Source organism: Streptomyces umbrinus, from assembly GCF_030817415.1.
Lineage (GTDB): Bacteria > Actinomycetota > Actinomycetes > Streptomycetales > Streptomycetaceae > Streptomyces > Streptomyces umbrinus_A.
On sequence record NZ_JAUSZI010000002.1, the window covers coordinates 2,068,073 to 2,085,707 of the forward strand.

Annotated in this window: 17 protein-coding genes and 1 pseudogene; 6 read left to right on the forward strand and 12 right to left on the reverse strand. The window is 70.9% G+C overall.

The features are described from left to right. Positions 1-22: 22 nt before the first annotated feature. Positions 23-748, reverse strand: coding sequence for an SDR family NAD(P)-dependent oxidoreductase (locus QF035_RS09810; protein WP_307519648.1), 726 nt, complete (start codon positions 746-748; stop codon positions 23-25). 228 nt (positions 749-976) lie between these two features. Between QF035_RS09810 and QF035_RS09815 the strand changes: the two genes are divergently transcribed. Further along, positions 977-2,209 (forward strand): substrate-binding domain-containing protein, encoded by a 1,233-nt coding sequence (locus QF035_RS09815; protein WP_307519650.1) that lies wholly within the window; start codon positions 977-979, stop codon positions 2,207-2,209. A 16-nt stretch (positions 2,210-2,225) separates the two neighbouring features. Then, positions 2,226-2,636, forward strand: a pseudogene (locus QF035_RS09820) (ATP-binding cassette domain-containing protein); the annotation flags it as partial. Positions 2,637-2,699: 63 nt separating this feature from the next. Here the strand turns inward: QF035_RS09820 and QF035_RS09825 are convergent. Next, positions 2,700-3,038, reverse strand: coding sequence for a thiamine pyrophosphate-binding protein (locus QF035_RS09825; protein WP_373466939.1), 339 nt, complete (start codon positions 3,036-3,038; stop codon positions 2,700-2,702). 145 nt (positions 3,039-3,183) lie between these two features. Between QF035_RS09825 and QF035_RS09830 the strand changes: the two genes are divergently transcribed. Further along, the gene (locus QF035_RS09830) at positions 3,184-3,984 is read left to right on the forward strand and encodes an IS5 family transposase (protein ID WP_307531015.1); all 801 of its coding nucleotides are present in this window, start codon (positions 3,184-3,186) and stop codon (positions 3,982-3,984) included. 257 nt (positions 3,985-4,241) lie between these two features. Here QF035_RS09830 and QF035_RS09835 read toward each other — a convergent pair whose 3' ends face one another. The 5 genes from QF035_RS09835 to QF035_RS09855 form a co-directional block, all read right to left on the reverse strand. After that, positions 4,242-6,428 (reverse strand): 3-hydroxyacyl-CoA dehydrogenase NAD-binding domain-containing protein, encoded by a 2,187-nt coding sequence (locus QF035_RS09835; protein WP_307519651.1) that lies wholly within the window; start codon positions 6,426-6,428, stop codon positions 4,242-4,244. Between the two features lie 40 nt (positions 6,429-6,468). Next, positions 6,469-7,683 (reverse strand): acetyl-CoA C-acetyltransferase, encoded by a 1,215-nt coding sequence (locus tag QF035_RS09840; protein WP_307519652.1) that lies wholly within the window; start codon positions 7,681-7,683, stop codon positions 6,469-6,471. 40 nt (positions 7,684-7,723) lie between these two features. After that, positions 7,724-8,866, reverse strand: a complete 1,143-nt coding sequence (locus QF035_RS09845) for an acyl-CoA dehydrogenase family protein (RefSeq protein ID WP_307519653.1) — start codon at positions 8,864-8,866, stop codon at positions 7,724-7,726. Further along, the gene (locus QF035_RS09850) at positions 8,863-10,038 is read right to left on the reverse strand and encodes a CaiB/BaiF CoA transferase family protein (RefSeq protein ID WP_307519654.1); all 1,176 of its coding nucleotides are present in this window, start codon (positions 10,036-10,038) and stop codon (positions 8,863-8,865) included. The genes QF035_RS09845 and QF035_RS09850 overlap by 4 nt, the downstream gene beginning before the upstream one ends. Before the next feature lie 118 nt (positions 10,039-10,156). Further along, positions 10,157-10,537, reverse strand: coding sequence for an MmcQ/YjbR family DNA-binding protein (locus QF035_RS09855; RefSeq protein ID WP_307519656.1), 381 nt, complete (start codon positions 10,535-10,537; stop codon positions 10,157-10,159). A 112-nt stretch (positions 10,538-10,649) separates the two neighbouring features. Here QF035_RS09855 and QF035_RS09860 point away from each other — a divergent pair, with 112 nt between their 5' ends. Continuing rightward, on the forward strand, positions 10,650-11,858 hold the full coding sequence (locus tag QF035_RS09860) for a saccharopine dehydrogenase family protein (RefSeq protein ID WP_307519657.1): 1,209 nt from the start codon (positions 10,650-10,652) through the stop codon (positions 11,856-11,858). Between the two features lie 93 nt (positions 11,859-11,951). Continuing rightward, positions 11,952-12,848, forward strand: a complete 897-nt coding sequence (locus QF035_RS09865; protein ID WP_307519659.1) for an adenosine kinase — start codon at positions 11,952-11,954, stop codon at positions 12,846-12,848. On the opposite strand, the gene mmpA is transcribed toward QF035_RS09865, so the two are convergent. From mmpA to QF035_RS09880, 3 genes are all read right to left on the reverse strand, one after another. Continuing rightward, positions 12,829-12,975: a morphogenic membrane protein MmpA gene (gene mmpA, locus QF035_RS09870; protein ID WP_169801948.1), complete on the reverse strand. Its 147-nt coding sequence runs from the start codon at positions 12,973-12,975 to the stop codon at positions 12,829-12,831. The genes QF035_RS09865 and mmpA overlap by 20 nt on opposite strands. 115 nt (positions 12,976-13,090) lie before the next feature. Beyond that, positions 13,091-13,783, reverse strand: a complete 693-nt coding sequence (locus QF035_RS09875) for an endonuclease V (protein WP_307519660.1) — start codon at positions 13,781-13,783, stop codon at positions 13,091-13,093. 68 nt (positions 13,784-13,851) lie between these two features. Continuing rightward, a complete protein-coding gene (locus tag QF035_RS09880; RefSeq protein WP_307519662.1) occupies positions 13,852-14,952 on the reverse strand; it encodes a WD40/YVTN/BNR-like repeat-containing protein in 1,101 nt (366 codons plus the stop codon). 297 nt (positions 14,953-15,249) lie between these two features. Between QF035_RS09880 and QF035_RS09885 the strand changes: the two genes are divergently transcribed. Beyond that, complete coding sequence (locus QF035_RS09885) at positions 15,250-15,666, forward strand: SsgA family sporulation/cell division regulator (RefSeq protein WP_189839578.1); 417 nt, start codon at positions 15,250-15,252, stop codon at positions 15,664-15,666. A gap of 15 nt (positions 15,667-15,681) precedes the next feature. Here the strand turns inward: QF035_RS09885 and QF035_RS09890 are convergent, their stop codons facing one another. Further along, the gene (locus QF035_RS09890; RefSeq protein WP_307519665.1) at positions 15,682-16,524 is read right to left on the reverse strand and encodes an isocitrate lyase/PEP mutase family protein; all 843 of its coding nucleotides are present in this window, start codon (positions 16,522-16,524) and stop codon (positions 15,682-15,684) included. Positions 16,525-16,717: 193 nt separating this feature from the next. Then, positions 16,718-17,386, reverse strand: a complete 669-nt coding sequence (locus QF035_RS09895; protein WP_307519667.1) for a GOLPH3/VPS74 family protein — start codon at positions 17,384-17,386, stop codon at positions 16,718-16,720. Positions 17,387-17,635 lie beyond the last annotated feature (249 nt).

Consider the following 17,635-nt stretch of genomic DNA (forward strand, 5'->3'; position numbering starts at 1 on the left):
CTCGCAGGTACGCCTTCGGCCCTCACAAGTACGCTGACCCGCCAGCCACGTTGAGCGTCTGGCCCGTCAGGAATCCGCTGCCCTTGTCGACGACGTACAACAGCGTGGAGACCAGGTCGGACGGCTCCTGGGTTCTGGGGACGGCCTGTTGGGCACGGACGTGCTCGAAGCCGCCGCCTGCGCCGACCGTGCGCTCGGCGGTCGTGGTGCGGACCATGCTCGGCGCGATCGCGTTGACCGTGATGTCGTACGGGCCGAGCGCCGAGGCGAGCGCCCGGGTGAAGCCGATCAGGCCTGCCTTCGAGGCGGTGTACGCCACCATCGTGGGCGGTGCGGTGAGGACGGCGGCGGAGGCGATGTTTACGATGCGCCCCCAGCCCGCCGCCTTCAGGTACGGCAGGACGGCCCGGGTCATCAGGAACGGCGCCTCCAGGTTGACGCGCATGACGCGCCGCCACTCCTCGGGGGTGGTGTCCTCGAAGGGCGACTCGGGGTACACGCCCGCGTTGTTGACCAGGACGTGCAGCGTGCCGAACTGCTCCAGCACTCGCTCCAGAGCCGCGTGGACCTGTGCCTCGTCGGTGACGTCGGCGATCAACTCCACGTAGTCCAGGATGCGTTCGGCCGTCCGGGTCTGCGGGACGAGGTCGAGTCCGGCGACTCGGTAGCCTCGTCCGGCGAGTGCGACGGCGAACTCCTGCCCGAGGCCCTGTGCCGCTCCGGTCACCAGCGCGGTCCGCGTCTCCATGCGGTGAGTGTGATGACCCGTCAGGCGACGGGCAAGGGGGCGTTTCCGGTCTTCGGAACGCGGTGGCCGTGTCCGGCGGCGGCTCCCTTCGGCCGGCGGTTCTCCACGTGGTCCCGGTCGCCGCCGGGCGCTGTTCCATTCGCTGGAACGGCCGTGTTGCCGGGCGCGCCCGGCGGCCCGACGCTGCGGGGCGACCCCCCAGCCGCCGGCGTTCGGGAGCCGTGTCCGATGACCGAGACCGACCGTGCCGTGGACGACGCCGAGCGCGCCCGCGAACAGGGCGGCGCCGGACGGTGGTTCAGGCTGTCGCCCGGTCACGGTCGATTGCCGGCGGGCCGCCTCGGGAACCGGCGGCGACGGCTGCCCGACGAACTCGGCGTCCTGGTCGTCCTCGCCCTGCTCGTCGCCGGCATCGGCATCCGGTACCCGGACTTCCTCGACAGCGACAACCTGCTCTCCACGGCGCACAACTCGGTCTACATCTCGCTGATGGCGTGCGGCATGGTCTTCGCGCTCGCCATGCGCGAGGTCGACCTGTCGGTGGGCGGCAGCTACGCGATGTGCCTGGTCGTCGGCGCCCTGCTCATACGGGAGGGTGTCGCGCCCTGGCTGGCGGTGCACACGGACGGCCCCACCGAGGTGCAGCTCTTCCAGAACCTCACGGCCCGCGCCAAGGACGGCATCGTCCTGGAGAACCTCGACCCGCCGATCTTCACCCGACCCGCCGCGCGCGCCGTCGACCAGGGCATCCCGATCGTGGCCCTGGACACCTCCCCCACCGACGGCAGCAAGGTGACCTTCTACGTGGGCAACGACAACTACGCGCTGGGCGAGTTGATGGCCAAGGAGACGCTGAAGCGGCTCGGCGACGACCCGAAGGGGGAGATCGTCGTCGGGGTGCCCAACCCGGGGACACCGGTGCTCGACAACCGGGCCAAGGGCATCGCCGACACGTTCAGGAAGGAGGCTCCGGGCGTGAAGGTGCTCGGCCCCTTCCAGACGTACAGCGACCCCGGGCAGAACCACAGCTCCTGGTCGTCGCAGGTGGGCGCGCACCCCAAGGCCCTGGCCTTCCTGGGGGTCGGTGACGCCGACAGCTACAACCTTGCGAAGATCAAGAAGGAGAAGAGCGGCAAGTGGCTGACGGCGGGCTTCGACGTCGAACCGAAGACACTCGACGCGGTCAAGGACGGCTCGAACTTCGTCGCCATCGACCCGCAGCACTTCCTCAAGGGCTACCTCTCGACGGCGATGCTCATCGAGTCGGTGCGCGACAACGACGGCAAGCTGCCCGACGGCTGGTTCCTGTCCCCCGGCGGGGTCGTCGACTCCTCCAACATCGACGAGATCATCACGCGGCAGAAGTCCCCGAAGGCCGCGTACGACTGGTACAAGCCGGTGATCGACAAGCTGCTCGGTGACCAGAAGGCGCAGCTCAAGCCGCTGAAGGACGCGCGCTGAGATGACGTACGGCGACATGCTGGCCGTGCAGGGCCTGGTCAAGTCGTACGGCGGGGTCAGGGCTCTGGACGGAGCGGGCATCAGACTGCGCGGCGGGGAGGTCCATGCGCTGGTCGGTGAGAACGGGGCGGGCAAGTCGACGCTCGTGCGGATCCTGTCGGGCACGCTGCGGCCGGACGACGGGTCTGTGCGGCTCGCGCCGGAGGCGCGGTCGGGCGGAATCGCCGTCGTCTCCCAGGAGTTGAGCCTCTTCCCTGACCTGTCGGTACGGGAGAACCTCTTCCCCCACCGTCCCCCGCGGCGCTTCGGGCTGCTCGACCGGAGTGCGATGGACCGGGCCGCGCGCCCCGTGCTCGCCGAGCTGGGACCCGACGTCGAGCCCCGCACCCTGGTCGGTGAACTTCCGCTCGCCGACAAACAGTTGACGGAGATCGCGCGGGCGCTGCTGCGCCGGCCGCGAGTCCTGGTGCTCGACGAGCCGACGTCCGCATTACCTGCCGCCGCCGTGGACCGCCTCGAACAGGTTCTGCGGACGCTCACCGGGCGCGGCAGAGCGGCGGGCGTTGAGCAGGCCGATGAGTCCGTTGGCGAGGCCCGCCGCGATGTGGAGGCTGACGAAGGCGGGGCGGCCGGTGGCGCGGGCGTAGCCGTCGGCCATGGAGACGACCGCGCCCTCGTGGACGCCGAGGACGTACTCGGGTGCCTCTTCGGTGTCCACCAGGGCTGCCAGGAAAGGCAGTTCGGTGGTGCCGGGGTTGCCGAAGACGCGGTCCACGCCCTCGCCTCGCAGGATGTCGAGCAGGGCGTGGGCGGGGCAGCGGCCCATCATTGGCTCCTCGCGAGGACGGGGACCTGAGTTCGCCGGTCAGCGTCGGGGCCCCCGGGGCCGGGGGCAAGGGGGGCGTGTCGCTCAGCGGTACGACTGGCTTAGACGTCATCTCATTTGGCTGGGTAAGCTGCCGGTCGTGACGAGGATCGTTGAGCGGCTGGTGCCGGACGAGTTGTGGGAGCTGTTCCAGCGGGTGGTGCCCGACGCGCCGTCGCGGCCCCAGGGCGGTGGCCGGCGTAGGCACGGCGACCGCGAAGTGCTGGCCGCAATCGTCTTCGTGGCGACCTCGGGCTGCACGTGGCAGCAGGTGCCGACCGCGTCGTTCGGGCCGTCCGGCGCGACAGCTCACCGACGATTCACCGAGTGGACCAAGGCCCGCGTGTGGCCCAAACTCCACCGCCTGGTCCTCGACGAACTCGGATCCTGCGGCGAGCTGGACTGGTCCCGGTGCGCGATCGACTCGGTCAACATGCGGGCCCTGAAAAAGGGGGAACTGACAGGCCCGAATCCTGTAGACCGGGGCAAGTACGGGTCAAAGATCCACTTGATCACGGAGCGGACCGGACTGCCCCTGTCCATCGGTATTTCGGGCGCCAACACGCACGACAGCCAGGCACTGATCCCACTGGTGAAAGGCATACCGCCGATCCGCTCCCGCCGAGGACGCCGACGGCGCAGGCCCCACAAACTCCACGCCGACAAGGGCTACGACTACAACCACCTGCGGCGTTGGTTAACCAGCCGGGGCATCCGGCACCGCATCGCCCGCAGGGGCATCGAGACCTCGCAGCGACTCGGCCGTCACCGTTGGACCATCGAACGCACCATGTCCTGGCTCGCCGGATGCCGACGTCTGCACCGTCGCTACGAGCGCAAAGCCGACCACTTCCTCGCCTTCACCAGCATCGCCTGCACCTTGATCTGCTACCGCAGACTCACCAAATGAGATGACTTCTTAGGCGCCGGTTTTTTTCGCCCCCGCCGCCCCTACCCATTCCCGTCACTTGCTCAGGGGCTCCGCCCCCGAACCCCCGCCAAAAGATTGCGCAGTTCCCCGCGCCCCCAAAAGGGGCGCGGGGAACTGCGCGACCAGCCACACCCAACCCGCACCCGACAACACACCCCACGGGGCCTGGGGCGGAGCCCCAGGGGACGGGAATGGGTAGGGGCGGCGGGGGCGAAAGAACCCCCGGCGGCAAACCCTCACACGTCCCCGAACCGCTCCCCCTTCTCCGCCTTCTCCACGAGCAGCGCGGGAGGCGTGAACCGCTCCCCGTACCGCTCGGCGAGCTCACGCGCGCGGGCCACGAAGCCCGGCAGCCCGCCCTCGTATCCGTTGATGTACTGCAGGACGCCGCCCGTCCAGCCGGGGAAGCCGATCCCGAAGATCGAGCCGATGTTGGCGTCGGCGACGGATGTCAGGACGCCCTCCTCCAGGAGCCGGACGGTGTCCAGCGCCTCGGAGAACAGCATGCGCTCCTGCATGTCCCGGAAGGGAATCTCGGCTCCCGCGCGCGTGAAGTGCTCGCGCAGTCCGGGCCACAGCCCGGCCCGCTTGCCGTCGTCCCCGTACTCGTAGAAGCCCGCGCCGCCGCTGCGTCCGGGCCGGCCGAACTCGTCGACCATGCGGTCGATGACCGTGTCCGCGGGGTGTTCCGTCCAGGTGCCGCCGGCCTCCTCGACGGCCCGCTTCGACTCGGCGCGGATCTTGCGCGGCAGGGTGAGGGTCAGCTCGTCCATCAGGGAGAGGACCTTGGCGGGGTAGCCGGCCTGAGCGGCGGCCTGCTCGACGGAGGCGGGCTCGATGCCCTCCCCGACCATCGCCACGCCCTCGTTGATGAAGTGCCCGATCACGCGGGAGGTGAAGAAGCCCCGCGAGTCGTTGACGACGATCGGGGTCTTCCTGATCTGTCGCACGAGGTCGAAGGCGCGGGCGAGTGCCTCGTCGCCGGTGCGTTCGCCCCTGATGATCTCGACGAGCGGCATCTTGTCGACGGGCGAGAAGAAGTGCAGTCCGACGAAGTCGACCTGTCGCTCGACGCCTTCGGCGAGCGCGGTGATCGGCAGGGTCGAGGTGTTGGAGCAGAGCAGCGCGTCCGGTTCGACGATGTGCTGGATCTCCTGGAACACCTTGTGCTTGAGCGCGGAGTCCTCGAAGACGGCCTCGATGACGGCGTCGCAGCCCTCCACGTCCTGAGGGTCGGCGGTCGGGGTGATGCGGGCGAGCAGCGCGTCCGCCTTCTCCTGGGTCGTACGGCCCCTGGAGACGGCCTTGGCGCAGAGCTTCTCGGAGTAGCCCTTGCCCTTCGCCGCCGCCTCGGCCGACAGGTCCTTGAGGACGACGTCGATGCCCGCGCGGGCGCAGGAGTACGCGATGCCCGCGCCCATCATCCCGGCGCCCAGGACCGCGACCTTGCGGACCGGGCGGGGCTCGATGCCCTTGGGCCGGTTGGCTCCGGAGTTGACGGCCTGGAGGTCGAAGAAGAAGGCCTGGATCATGTTCTTGGAGGTCTGGCCCGCGGCCAGCTCCACGAAGTAGCGCGCCTCGATGACCTGCGCGGTCTCGAAGTCGACCTGCGAGCCCTCGACGGCGGCCGCGAGGATGTTGCGCGGGGCCGGGTAGGGCGCGCCGTTCGTCTGCTTGCGCAGGTTGGCCGGGAAGGCGGGCAGGTTGGCCGCGAACTTCGGGTTGGACGGGGTGCCGCCCGGGATGCGGTAGCCGGGCTTGTCCCAGGGCTGGCGCGACTCGGGGTTGGCGTCGATGAAGGCGCGGGCCTTGGCGAGCATCTCCTCGTGGGTGGCCGCCACTTCGTGGACGAGGCCGTTCTCCAGAGCGCGCTGCGGGCTGTACTGGGTGCCCTGGAGGAGCACCTTCAGGAGCGCGTCGGCGATGCCCAGGAGGCGTACGGTCCTGACGACACCGCCGCCTCCGGGGAGCAGGCCGAGTGTGACCTCGGGGCAGCCGATCTTGGAGCCGGGCGCGTCGAGGGCGACGCGGTGGTGGCAGGCCAGCGCGATCTCGAAGCCGCCGCCCAGGGCCGCGCCGTTCATGGCGGCGACGACGGGCTTGCCGAGCGTCTCGATGCGGCGGAGGTCGCGCTTGATGGCGAGGCCGCCGTCGAGGAGCTGCTGGGCGGTCTCGGGGGTGACCCGGATGAGGTCGCGCAGGTCGCCGCCCGCGAAGAAGGTCTTCTTGGCGGAGGTGAAGACGATGCCGCGGATGGAGTCGGGGTCGGTTTGGACCGCCGTCTCCAGACGGTCGGTGATCGCGGCGAGCGAGTCGCGGAACGCCTGGTTCATGGTGTTCGCGGACTGGTCGGGATCGTCGAGGACCAGGGTGACGACGCCGGTCTCGTCCTGTTCCCAGCGGATGGTGGTGCTCTCGGTCATGAGGGGGTTCTCCGTAGAAGTCCGTTGGTCCACTGGGGAGTCAGATGCGCTCGACGATCGTGGCGATGCCCATGCCGCCGCCGACGCAGAGCGTGGCGAGGCCGAACCGCTTGTCCTGGCGCTCCAGTTCGTCGACGAGCGTGCCGAGGATCATCGCGCCGGTGGCACCGAGCGGGTGGCCGAGGGCGATCGCGCCGCCGTTGACGTTGACCTTGTCCAGGGACAGGCCCATGTCCTTCACGAAGCGCAGGACGACGGCGGCGAAGGCCTCGTTGATCTCGACGAGGTCGATGTCGTCGATGGTCAGTCCGGCCTTGGCGAGCGCCTTGCGGGTGGCGGGCGCGGGCCCGGTCAGCATGATGGTCGGCTCGGAGCCCGAGACGGCCGCGGAGACGATCCGCGCGCGCGGCGTGATCCCGTACCGCTCGCCGACCTCCTTCGAGCCGACGGCGACCAGCGAGGCGCCGTCCACGATGCCGGAGGAGTTGCCGGCGTGGTGGACGTGGTCGATCTTCTCCACCCAGTGGTACTTCTGCAGCGCCACGGCGTCGAAGCCGCCCAGATCGCCGATGTCCGCGAACGACGCCTTGAGCTTGGCCAGCGAGTCGGCGGTGGTGCCCGGGCGCAGGTGCTCGTCGTGGTCGAGGACGACGAGTCCGTTGCGGTCCTTCACGGGGACGACGGACTTCTCGAAACGGCCGTCCTTCCAGGCCGCGGCGGCGCGCTCCTGGGACAGCGCCGCATACTCGTCGACGTCGCGGCGCGAGAAGCCCTCGATGGTGGCGATGAGATCGGCGCCGATGCCCTGCGGTACGAAGTTGGTGGCGATGTTGGTCATCGGGTCGGCGAACCAGGCGCCGCCGTCGGAGGCCATCGGCACCCGGGACATCGACTCGACGCCGCCCGCGAGGACGAGGTCCTCCCAGCCCGAACGGACCTTCATCGCGGCGAGGTTGACGGCTTCCAGGCCCGACGCACAGAAGCGGTTCTCCTGGACTCCGGCCACCGTGTCGGGCAGTCCGGCGGCGATGGCGGAGATCCGGGCGATGTCGGAGCCCTGGTCGCCAACGGGTCCGACGACACCGAGCACGATGTCGTCGATGGCGGCCGGGTCGAGCCCCGGGAAGCGGGCCCTGATCTCGTGGATGAGTCCGACGACCAGGTCTACGGGCTTGGTGCCGTGCAGGGCGCCGTTCGCCTTGCCACGGCCGCGCGGGGTGCGGATCGCGTCGTACACGTACGCTTCGGTGGTCACGCGTGAGCCTTTCAAGGAGAGCCCGGAAGGGCCGGGAGGGTCAGGCGAGGAGGGAGCGGCCGATGATCTCCTTCATGATCTCGGTCGTCCCGCCGTAGATGGTCTGGATGCGGCCGTCGGTGAAGGCCCTGGCGACGCGGTACTCGGTCATGTAGCCGTAGCCTCCGTGCAGTTGGAGACAGCGGTCCGCGACGCGCTTCTGTAGTTCGGTGGCCCACCACTTGGCCATCGAGGCGTGTACGGCGTCGAGTTCCCCGTTCGAGTGATCGACGATGCAGCGGTCGAGGAACGTCCGGGTGACGGCGCACTCGGTGGCCATCTCGGCTATCTCGAAGCGGATGTGCTGGAGCCGGGACAGCGGCCACCCGAAGGCCTCGCGCTCCTTGACGTACTCCGTGGTGATCTCCAGCAGGTACTCGGCGGCGGCGATCCCGGCGACCGCGATGTTCAGCCGCTCCTGAGCGAGGTTCGTCATCAGGTGCACGAAGGCGCCATTGAGCTCCCCGAGGAGGTTCTCCTTGGGGACGCGTACGTCGTGGAAGAACAACTCGGCGGTGTCCTGGGCCTTCTGCCCGATCTTGTCGAGGTTGCGGCCGCGCTCGAAGCCCTCCATGCCGCGCTCGACGACCAGCAGCGAGAGGCCCTTCGCACCTCCCTCGGGGGTCGACTTCGCGACGACGACCACCAGGTCGGCCAGGATCCCGTTCGAGATGAAGGTCTTGGAGCCGTTGAGCAGCCAGTGGTCACCGCGGTCCTCGGCGCGTGTCGTGATGCCCTGGAGGTCCGACCCGGCGCCGGGCTCGGTCATCGCGATGGCGGTGATCAGTGAGCCGTCGCAGAAGCCAGGCAGCCAGCGCCGCTTCTGCTCCTCGGTGGCGAGGCCCGTCAGATACGGCCCGATGATGTCGTTGTGCAGCCCGAGCGCGAGCCCGGCGGCCCCCGCGCGCGTGAACTCCTCGGCGAGTACCGCGCTGTAGCGGAAGTCGGCGTTGCCCCCGCCCCCGTACTCCTCCGGGACGGCGAGCCCGAGCAGCCCCTGCCTTCCGGCGGCCAGCCAGGCGTCCCGCGAGACGATGCCGTCCTTCTCCCACTGCTCGTAGTGCGGCAGCACCTCCTTGGCGAGGAAGGTCCGGACGGTCTCGCGGAACGCCTCGTGCTCGGGCGCGAAGATATGCCGCTTCATTCGGCGCTGCCCTTCGGTTCGCTGTTGCCCGCCGGCTCGGCGCTGCCCTTCAGGAGGTCCGGTACGTCCCAGTCGCGGGCCACGTCCGCGGTGTCCGCGCCCGGCAGCGCGGGCCCGCTGAGGACGGCGGTGGGGGTGGTGGAGAAGCGGGGTGCGGGCGCGGGCTGGGTGATGCCTCCGTGCTCGGTGAACGTGCCGCGGGCGGCGAGATGCGGATGGTGCGGGGCCTCCCGCAGCGACAGCACCGGCGCCACGCAGGCGTCTGAGCCCTCGAAGACCGCGGTCCACTCGTCCCTCGTACGGGTCCTGAAGCGGGCCGCGACCGCCTCGCGGAGGTCGCCCCAGCGGGACAGGTCCTTGCGCGCCGAGACGTACTCCCCCAGGCCGAGCAGCCGCACGAACTCCTCGTAGAACTGGCCCTCCAGCGCACCCACCGCCATGTACTGGCCGTCGGCCGTCTCGTACGTCCCGTAGTACGGGCAGCCGCCGTCGAGGAGGTTGGCGCCCCGCCGGTCCTGCCAGCCGCCGGCGGCGAGCATGCCGTGGATCATCGAGGCGAGGTGGGCCGTGCCGTCCACGATCGCCGCGTCCACGACCTGTCCCGCGCCGGTCGCGCGCGCGTGGTGGAGGGCGGCGAGGACGCCGACGACCAGGTAGAGCGAGCCGCCCGCGTAGTCCCCGACGAGGTTCGCGGGGACGGCCGGGGGCTCGCCCGGAGCGCCGATCATTCCGAGGGTGCCGGTCAGCGCGATGTACGCGATGTCGTGGCCCGCGCGCGGGGCGAGCGGGCCCTCCTGGCCCCAGCCGGTCATCCGTCCGTAGACGAGCTTCGGATTGCGGGCGTGACAGGCCCCGGGGCCGACTCCGAGGCGCTCGGCGACGCCCGGACGGTAGCCCTCGATGAGGACGTCGGCGCGGTCGACCAGGTCGAGGACGCGGTCCGCGCCGTCGGGTGCCTTCAGGTCGACGATCACCGAGCGCTTGTTGCGGTTGGTGATGTCGTAGGCGGGCTTGATCGCGAGTCCCCCGCCGTTCGGCCGGTCCACGCGCACGACGTCCGCGCCCAGGTCGGCCAGGAGCATGGCGGCGAACGGGCCGGGCCCGATGCCCGCCAGCTCGACCACGCGCACCCCGGCGAGCGGGCCCTGCCCTGCCGTTCCTGCCGCTGCCATCAAGCCCCCAGCACTGTGACACACCTGATGTAACATCAGCGATGTTAAGAACGCGTTCCACTCCGCACAAGCCCTGGCGAGCAAGCGCTTAGTAGATTCTGGAAGCCAACCAGGAGCTTCAGCGCGCGTCCAGCTCCGCTATGAGCCTCTTCGGGGCGATGGTGCGGTAGCTCTCCTCGACCCAGTCGCACAGCAGCTCCGCGGCCGGGGCGCCCTTCTCCTCCAGCGGGACCCTCACCCAGCCGGCCTTGCCCAGGCCGTATCCCGCGGGCTCCGCGCCCGGTGAGGACAGCGCGTGGGCATGCGCAACCTCGTCCTTGAGCTTCACGGTGACGCCCAGCGGATAGCTGCCGTCGGCGACACCGAGGAACACGAACACCTTCTTGTTGACCTTCGCGACGCTCTCGCCCCAGGGGAACTCCTCGGCCGCGCCCGGCAGTCCGAGGGCGAACTCTCGTACTTTCTCCCACTTCTTCAGGGCGGTCTTCGTCGGGGCCACGGCTGCCTCCGGTCCTTTTCGGCCCCTCGCACGGGGTCCTGGTTCGGCTCCTCGTACCTCACGCTAGCCTCAGCCACCGACAACGGCGCGGGCTGGACGGCTGAGAGGTGCCATGAGCAGGCAGGACAGGACGGAGCGCGCGTACGACATCGTGCTCTTCGGGGCCACGGGGTTCGTCGGAGTTCTCACGGCGGAGTATCTCGCCGCGCACGCTCCGAAAGGGCTGCGGTGGGCGATCGCGGCGCGCGACACCACGAAGCTGGAACGGCTGAGGGAGCGCCTGGCAGCGATCGACCCGGCCTGCGCGGAGCTGCCGCTGCTGCGGGCCGATGTCGCCGATCCGGCGTCCGTGCGGGAACTCGCGGAGCACGCGCGCGTGGTGGCCACGACCGTCGGGCCCTACCTCACGTACGGCGAGGACCTGGTCGCCGCCTGCGCGGAGGCAGGCACCGACTACCTGGACCTGTGCGGAGAGGCCGAGTTCGTGGACCTCATGTACGTGCGGCACGACGCACGCGCGCGTGAGACCGGCGCTCGGCTGGTGCACGCCGCCGGCTTCGACTCGATCCCGCACGACCTGGGCGCCTACTTCACCGTGCGTCAGCTGCCCGAAGGGGTGCCGCTGACGGTGGACGGTTTCGTACGCGCCGGGGGCATGTTCTCGGGCGGCACCTTCGCCTCCGCCCTCAACCAGATGTCGCGCGGGCGGCACATGCTCGCCGCGGCGCGGGACCGCAAGCGGCACGAGCCCCGGCTGGTGGGACGGCGGGCTTACGCGCCGCCGAGCGCTCCGCGGTACGCCAAGGAGGTCGGGGCGTGGGCGTTGCCCCTGCCGACCATCGACGCGCAGATCGTGCAGCGGTCCGCGCGGGCGCTGGAGCGGTACGGGCCCGATTTCCGTTACCGGCACTACGCGGCCGTCGAGACACTGCCGTTCGCGTTGGGCGGGGCGGCGGGGGCCGGGGCGGTCATCGCGGCGGCGCAGGTGCCGCCAGTGCGGCGGTGGCTCTCCGACCGGCTCAAGCCCGGTGACGGGCCCAGCGAGGAGAAGCGGGCGTCGAGTTGGTTCTCGGTGCGGTTCGTCGGTGAAGGGGGTGGGCGGCGGGTGTTCACCGAGGTCTCTGGTGGGGATCCCGGGTACGGGGACACGGCGAAGATGCTGGCCGAGTCCGCGTTGTGTCTTGCGTTCGACGAGCTTCCCTCGGTGTCTGGGCAGGTGACGACTGCTGTTGCCATGGGGGAATCGCTGATTGAGCGGCTGCGGGGAGCTGGGATCAGTTTTCGGGTGGCTGCCGATCGCTCCGCGGGAAGTGCCGGATGACTGGTGCGGGTTCGTTGTGGCTGGTCGCGCAGTTCCCCGCGCCCCTTACGGGGCGCGCTGCCCTCAGACCCTTCTCATGACAAAGGAGCATCCTTGAGTCGCGAGATCGACGTGCTCGTTCTCGGCGGTGCCGGGGTCGACACCATCGTCTACGTACCCGAGTTGCCGTTGCCCTTCGCCGACAGCCACATGGTGCCCGCGATCGAGACGCGGGCCGGGCAGACCGGGGACTTCGTGGCGCTCGGGGTGCATGCGCTCGGGCTGCGGACGCACCATCTCGACATGGTCGGTGAGGATCACGCGGGTGATCTCGTCCGGGCGTTGCACCGCGACCAGGGTGTCGCGTTCACGGAGGTTCCGCAGCCGGCCGGTACCAAGCGTGCGGTGAACCTCGTCGGGCCGGACGGGCGGCGGCTCTCGCTGTACGACAGTACGCGCGCGCGGGAGGAGGATCGGCTGCCCCCGGAGACCGTACGGGCCCTCGCCGCGACGAGCCGGCACGCCCATGTCTCCATCACGCACCCCTGCGCGTACGCCCTCCCGCTGCTGCGCGAGGCGGGGGTGAGCATCTCGACCGACCTGCACAACTGGGACGGTAGGCAGGCGTATCACGAGGCGTTCGCGTATGAGGCCGACGTCGTGTTCCTGTCGGCGGCCGAGCTGGCGGACCCGGAACAGACCATGCGGCGGATCGCCGAGAGGGGCCGGGCCGAGGTGGTCGTCGCCACCGCCGGGGCCGAGGGCGCGTACCAGTTGCTGGACGGTGAGCTGACCCGCATCCCGGCCGTCACGCCGACCACGCCGGTCGTGGACTCGAACGGGGCCGGGGACGCCTTCGCGGCGGGCTATCTGTTCGGCCGGCTGAGCGGCGAACCGCCCGAGCGGTGCGGGCTCTTCGGCGCGATCGCCGGGGCCTACGCGTGCACGGTGCCGGCCACGGGGGCCGACGTCATCGGCCGCGAGGAACTGCTCAGAGCGGCCACCCCATGACCGTGTAGATCATCCCGGCTATCCAGGCGACTCCGGCGAGGACGGCGAGGAGCAGTCCGGCCATCACGGCCCGCTCGACGGGCTGGGTGGGGCTGGTGGCGGGCTTCGGGGCGCGGTGTGTCGTCATGTGGCACAGCCTGCCGATCATGGCGGGGGCCCGGCATCCGTACAGATACTCAGAACCGGTACTCAGAAGGCGTACTCAGAAGCCGGTGCCGAGTACTCGTGCTCAGGGAGCCGTCTCAGGAGGCCGTCGCCTTCAGTGCCCGTCGGCACAGGGCGTCCGCGTGCCTGGTCGTCTCCGGTTGGCGGAAGCGCGGCGCGAGGTGGAGGGTGTGGGCGCAGGCGGTGTCGAGGGTCACCCGGTGGCCGACGGAGACGAACACCGGCTTGACGCCCGCCTGGGTGCGCAGTGCCCGGCCGACCTCCTCCTCGCCCGCGAGCAGCGGGGAGGCCGATCCGCGCGGGGCGCCCGGCTCCTCGTACGTGAAGGTGAACGGGTTCTTGGCGACCCCGATCGTCGGCAGGCCGGTGAGGACGCCCAGGTGGCTGGCCAGGCCGAAGCGGCGGGGGTGGGCGAGGCCGTAGCCGTCGCAGACGACCAGGCCCGGTGCGCACGGCAGTGCTTCGAGTGCTGCCAGGACGGCCGGGATCTCCCGGAAGGCCAGCAGCCCGGGGACGTAAGGGAACGGCACCTGCCCCACGACCGTGGACTCGGCGACCACATCGAGCGTCGACGCGTCGAGCACGACGGCCGCGGCCACGACGACATCGCGCTCGTCGTCGTACGCCACGTCGACCCCGGTCACCCGGCCGGTCCCCGGCGGCGGACCGGGCTCGTCGAGGACCACCCGCCCCCGCAACTCGTCCTGTACGGCCCGGGCCTGGTCCTCGGTGGCGGGCCAGCCCGCGGGGATGCGTACGGTCGTCGTCATGATGTGACGAGCGTACGACCCCGCGGCCCACGGTCACTTGCCGCGCCCGTTCGCCCGGGGGATCCCGGTCAGCGCTCCAGGCGGGCCACCCGGCCCTTCTCGCCGGAGGCCCAGCAGGCCCGGTCGGGGGTGCAGTCCACGGTGTCGTACGAACCGGTGTCCAGGGTGCGCCAGGTGCGGCCGCCGTCCGTGGTGAGGTCGGTGCCGGTGGGGCCGACCGCGAGGGCGGATGTCCGGCTGTGCGGGAGCCAGGTGACGCCCGAGCGGTAGGCGGGCGGCGGTGTGCCGGCCGTCGTCCAGGTGCGGCCGCCGTCGCGGCTGGTCGCGGCCGCCTGTGGGGAGGCCTGGTCGGCGCGGTAGTCGCCGCCGACCGCGATGCCGTGCGTCCGGTCGCGGAAGGCGACGGCGAAGACTCCTCGCGCCGGGTCGCCCGCCGGGATCGGGGTGTCGGTGGCCGTCCAGGTCAGGCCCCGGTCGGAGGAGTGCAGCACGCGCCCGCGCGGCGCGCCGCCGGTGGCCAGCCACACGTCCCGCGGCCCCGAGCTGACCAGGCACTGCCCGCTGGCCGCGAAGCCCGCCTCGCCCGTCTGGGCGGCGGGCATGCCGGCGCTCGGCAGCACCTTCCAGGAGCGGCCGCCGTCGCGGGTCGACAGGATGCGGAACTTGCCGTCCACCGGGTCGCTCATGGCCAGGCCGTGGCGGCTGTCGAAGAAGGTGATGCAGTCGTAGAAGGCCTTGGCGTCGGTGTTGCGGAACGACTCGGTCCAGGTCGCCCCGCCGTCCTCGGTCCGGAAGACCCGGGACGCCTCGCCCTCGCCGATGGCCAGCACCACGGCACGCCGGCTGTCGAAGGCCTCGATGTCCCGGAACTCCAACTCGGCCGCGCCTGGCGGCGATACGTTCCGCCAGTTCTTGCCGCCGTCGGCGGTGCGCAGCACGGTGCCCTTGGACCCGGCCAGCCAGGCGGTGTTGCGGCTGACGGCGGAGAGCCCGCGGAAGCGGACGTCCGTGCCGCTGTCCTTCAGCTCCCAGTGCGGCGCCTTCCCGCCACTGGACCCGCCGACCGAACCGAGGCCCGCTGTCCGGCCCGATCCCTGGTCCGGTCCGTGCGCCTGCGCGGGTGCCGTGAGCGTGGCGGCGAGCGCGAGTCCACACACTCCCGCGGTCACCAGCCGCCCCGTGGATCCCGTACGCCCTGTGAATCCCGTAAGTCTCGTGCGTCGCGTCTTCCCCAAGCCCCTCATGGCGGGCGAAGCTAGCTCACTCCCCCAGTGGCGTCCAGATGCCCCGGAAGGCATCGGCGGTCACTTCAGGAATCTTTGATCACTTCCGTGATTGAAGGCGGTGACGGAGGTCACTCGAATTTCATGCACTTTGGTGAGCACGGATTGGCCGCTTCGAGCGTCTCTACAAGTGCCCGGCTCATCCGTCCACCGTTCGTCCAGCCGTCACAAGGGAGCAAGGCGTTGTCCACCGTCATCGAGCAGCCCGTAGAGGCCCGTCTCGTCGCCGCGGCTCCGCGGATGCCGAGCATTCCCGCAACCCTCCGCTACGACCCGCACGACCCCTTCGCCGTCCGCATGTCCTTCCCGGCCCCGGCCACGCTGGAAGGTGTGGACGTGATCTGGACCTTCGCCCGCGAGCTGCTCGCCTCGGGCCTGGAGGAGCCGGTGGGACACGGAGACGTCCGTGTGCGGCCGTACGGGTACGACCGCATCGTCCTGGAGTTCCACGCCCCGGAGGGCACCGCCGTGGTCCACGTCCGCACGGGCGAGCTGCGGCGCTTCCTGGAGAGTACGACCCAGGTCGTGCCCTTCGGTCTGGAGCATCTGCACCAGGACCTGGACCAGCAGCTGGCCGAACTCCTGCGGGACGCCTGCTGACCCTTTCCGGAGAGGTCAGCGCCCCTTCCCCAGCAGGGTGTTGAGCTCGCCGTAGTCGAGTCCGCCGGCCAGCGACTCGTACGTTCCCGTGTCGAGCAGCTCCCGCGCGGCACGGCGGACCAGTGCGTGTGCGGCCTGCGCGATGCCCGAGCCGACGCTGATCCGGGCGACGCCGAGTGAGGACAGCTCGGCGACGGACAGGGCGCCCGGGCCGGCCATCACGTTGAGCGGGCCGTCCACGCCCTCGGCCAGGCCCTTGACGGTGGCCGGGTCGACGGGACCGGGCACGAAGATTCCGTCGGCCCCTGCGGCGAGGAAGGTGGCGGCGCGCTCCAGAGTGGCGGCCAGGTCTCCGGCTCCGCGCAGATATGTGTCGATGCGGGCGTTGACGAACAGCGGTACCCCGGCCGAGTCGGCGGCCTCCCGGGCGGCCGCGATCCTCTCGGCCTGCTCGGCGACCAGCCGCAGCGGCTCACCGCCCCTGCGCGCCTGCTCCGGCCCGTACAGGGCGTCCTCGATGTTCACGCCCACCGCGCCGGCCGCCAGTACCGCGCGGACCGTGTCGCCGACGCCCTGGGCGTCCTCGGCGTAGCCGGTCTCGATGTCGGCGCTCACCGGCACCCGGACGGCGGCCGCGATCCGCCCGACGGCTTCGAGGGCGCGGACCCGGTCGAGGCGGTCGCCGTCCGCGGCGCCCAGGTCCCAGGACAGGCCGGCGCTGGTGGTCGCGACGGCGGGGGCGCCGGCCTCCTCGACGAGACGGGCGCTCACGGTGTCCCAGGCGTTGGCCAGGACGAGGGGCCGGCCGGGGATGTGCAGCTCGCGGAAGGTCAGGGCCTGTGCACGGAGATCGGTCATGCGGACGAGCCAATCACCGGGGCGGGCGGCGTGGCCGGCAGGAATCCGACACGTACGTGGGCCGCCCCGGCGGATCCCACGGCCGGGACCGGCGCTCCCACCGACCACCTACCCGCGAGCGGTCGGCTCCCCGGTACGAGCCGCTCCCGCCACCTCGGCCGCCGGGCGACACGCGGCCACCCCTCCTGTCCTCTCAGCTCCCGGGCACCCCTGTCGTCGACACCATCACGGCCACCGCCGAACGCACCTCCTGGACCGCCTTCTTCAAGGCGGGAGTCGTCGCCCCGCTGCGTTCGACCAGGTCCTCGATCCGCTGCTTGTACTGCCGCTGCTCCTTGCCCGACAGCAGGGTGCGCAGCTCCGCCCCGGCGGCGAGGGCGACGAGTGCCGCGTCCCGCTCGGGCACCTCCTCCACCGGCCCGGGCCCCTCCAGTACCTCCCGGGCCTCCGCGCGCAGCCCGTCCACGGCGGCGACGCGGTCGATCTCGTACTCCACGGACGGGAACACCCCGAGCACCCGCGTCTTCTCCGCGCGCAGGTACCCGTCGGCGGCGAGCTGCGCCCGTACGGCGTCCAGGGTGACGCGGGCCCGCAGGCCGACCCAGGTCTTCCACCTGTGCGGGCGGGACTCCTCGACGAGTTCCAGGAGCCCGTCCAGGACGGGGTCCCCGGTCTGGGCGTCGAGGTCCGTGGGCGTCGCGATGCCGTCCACGTCGGCGAGCAGCCCGCGCTGCGCCAGCTCGGTGAGGGCACCGGCCCGGACGAGATGGGGAAGGTGGGCGGCGTCGGTGACCTTCAGCTTCGTGGTGTCCCAGGCCAGCAGGTAGAGCCGGGCGGGCAACGAGAGGGAACCGGTGGGCACGAGGTCTCCTTGGTGCGGTCGAGGTGAGGGCTCACGTTAATTCGTTGACAGCCGCGAGAGCCCTTCGTACGGTGTATGACGATTCTGTTGTCGCCGATTGGAGAAGGACGTTGCTCGTCTGAGGTCCTGAGACACCTCGTCACACACGTATCCGTGTGTGCGCAGCGTGCGACCTCGGCATTCGAGCCGTCCTCCGGAGCAGGGCCTTCCCCTTTCCTCCCAGGATGCCTTGAGGACCTCTGTCCGTCC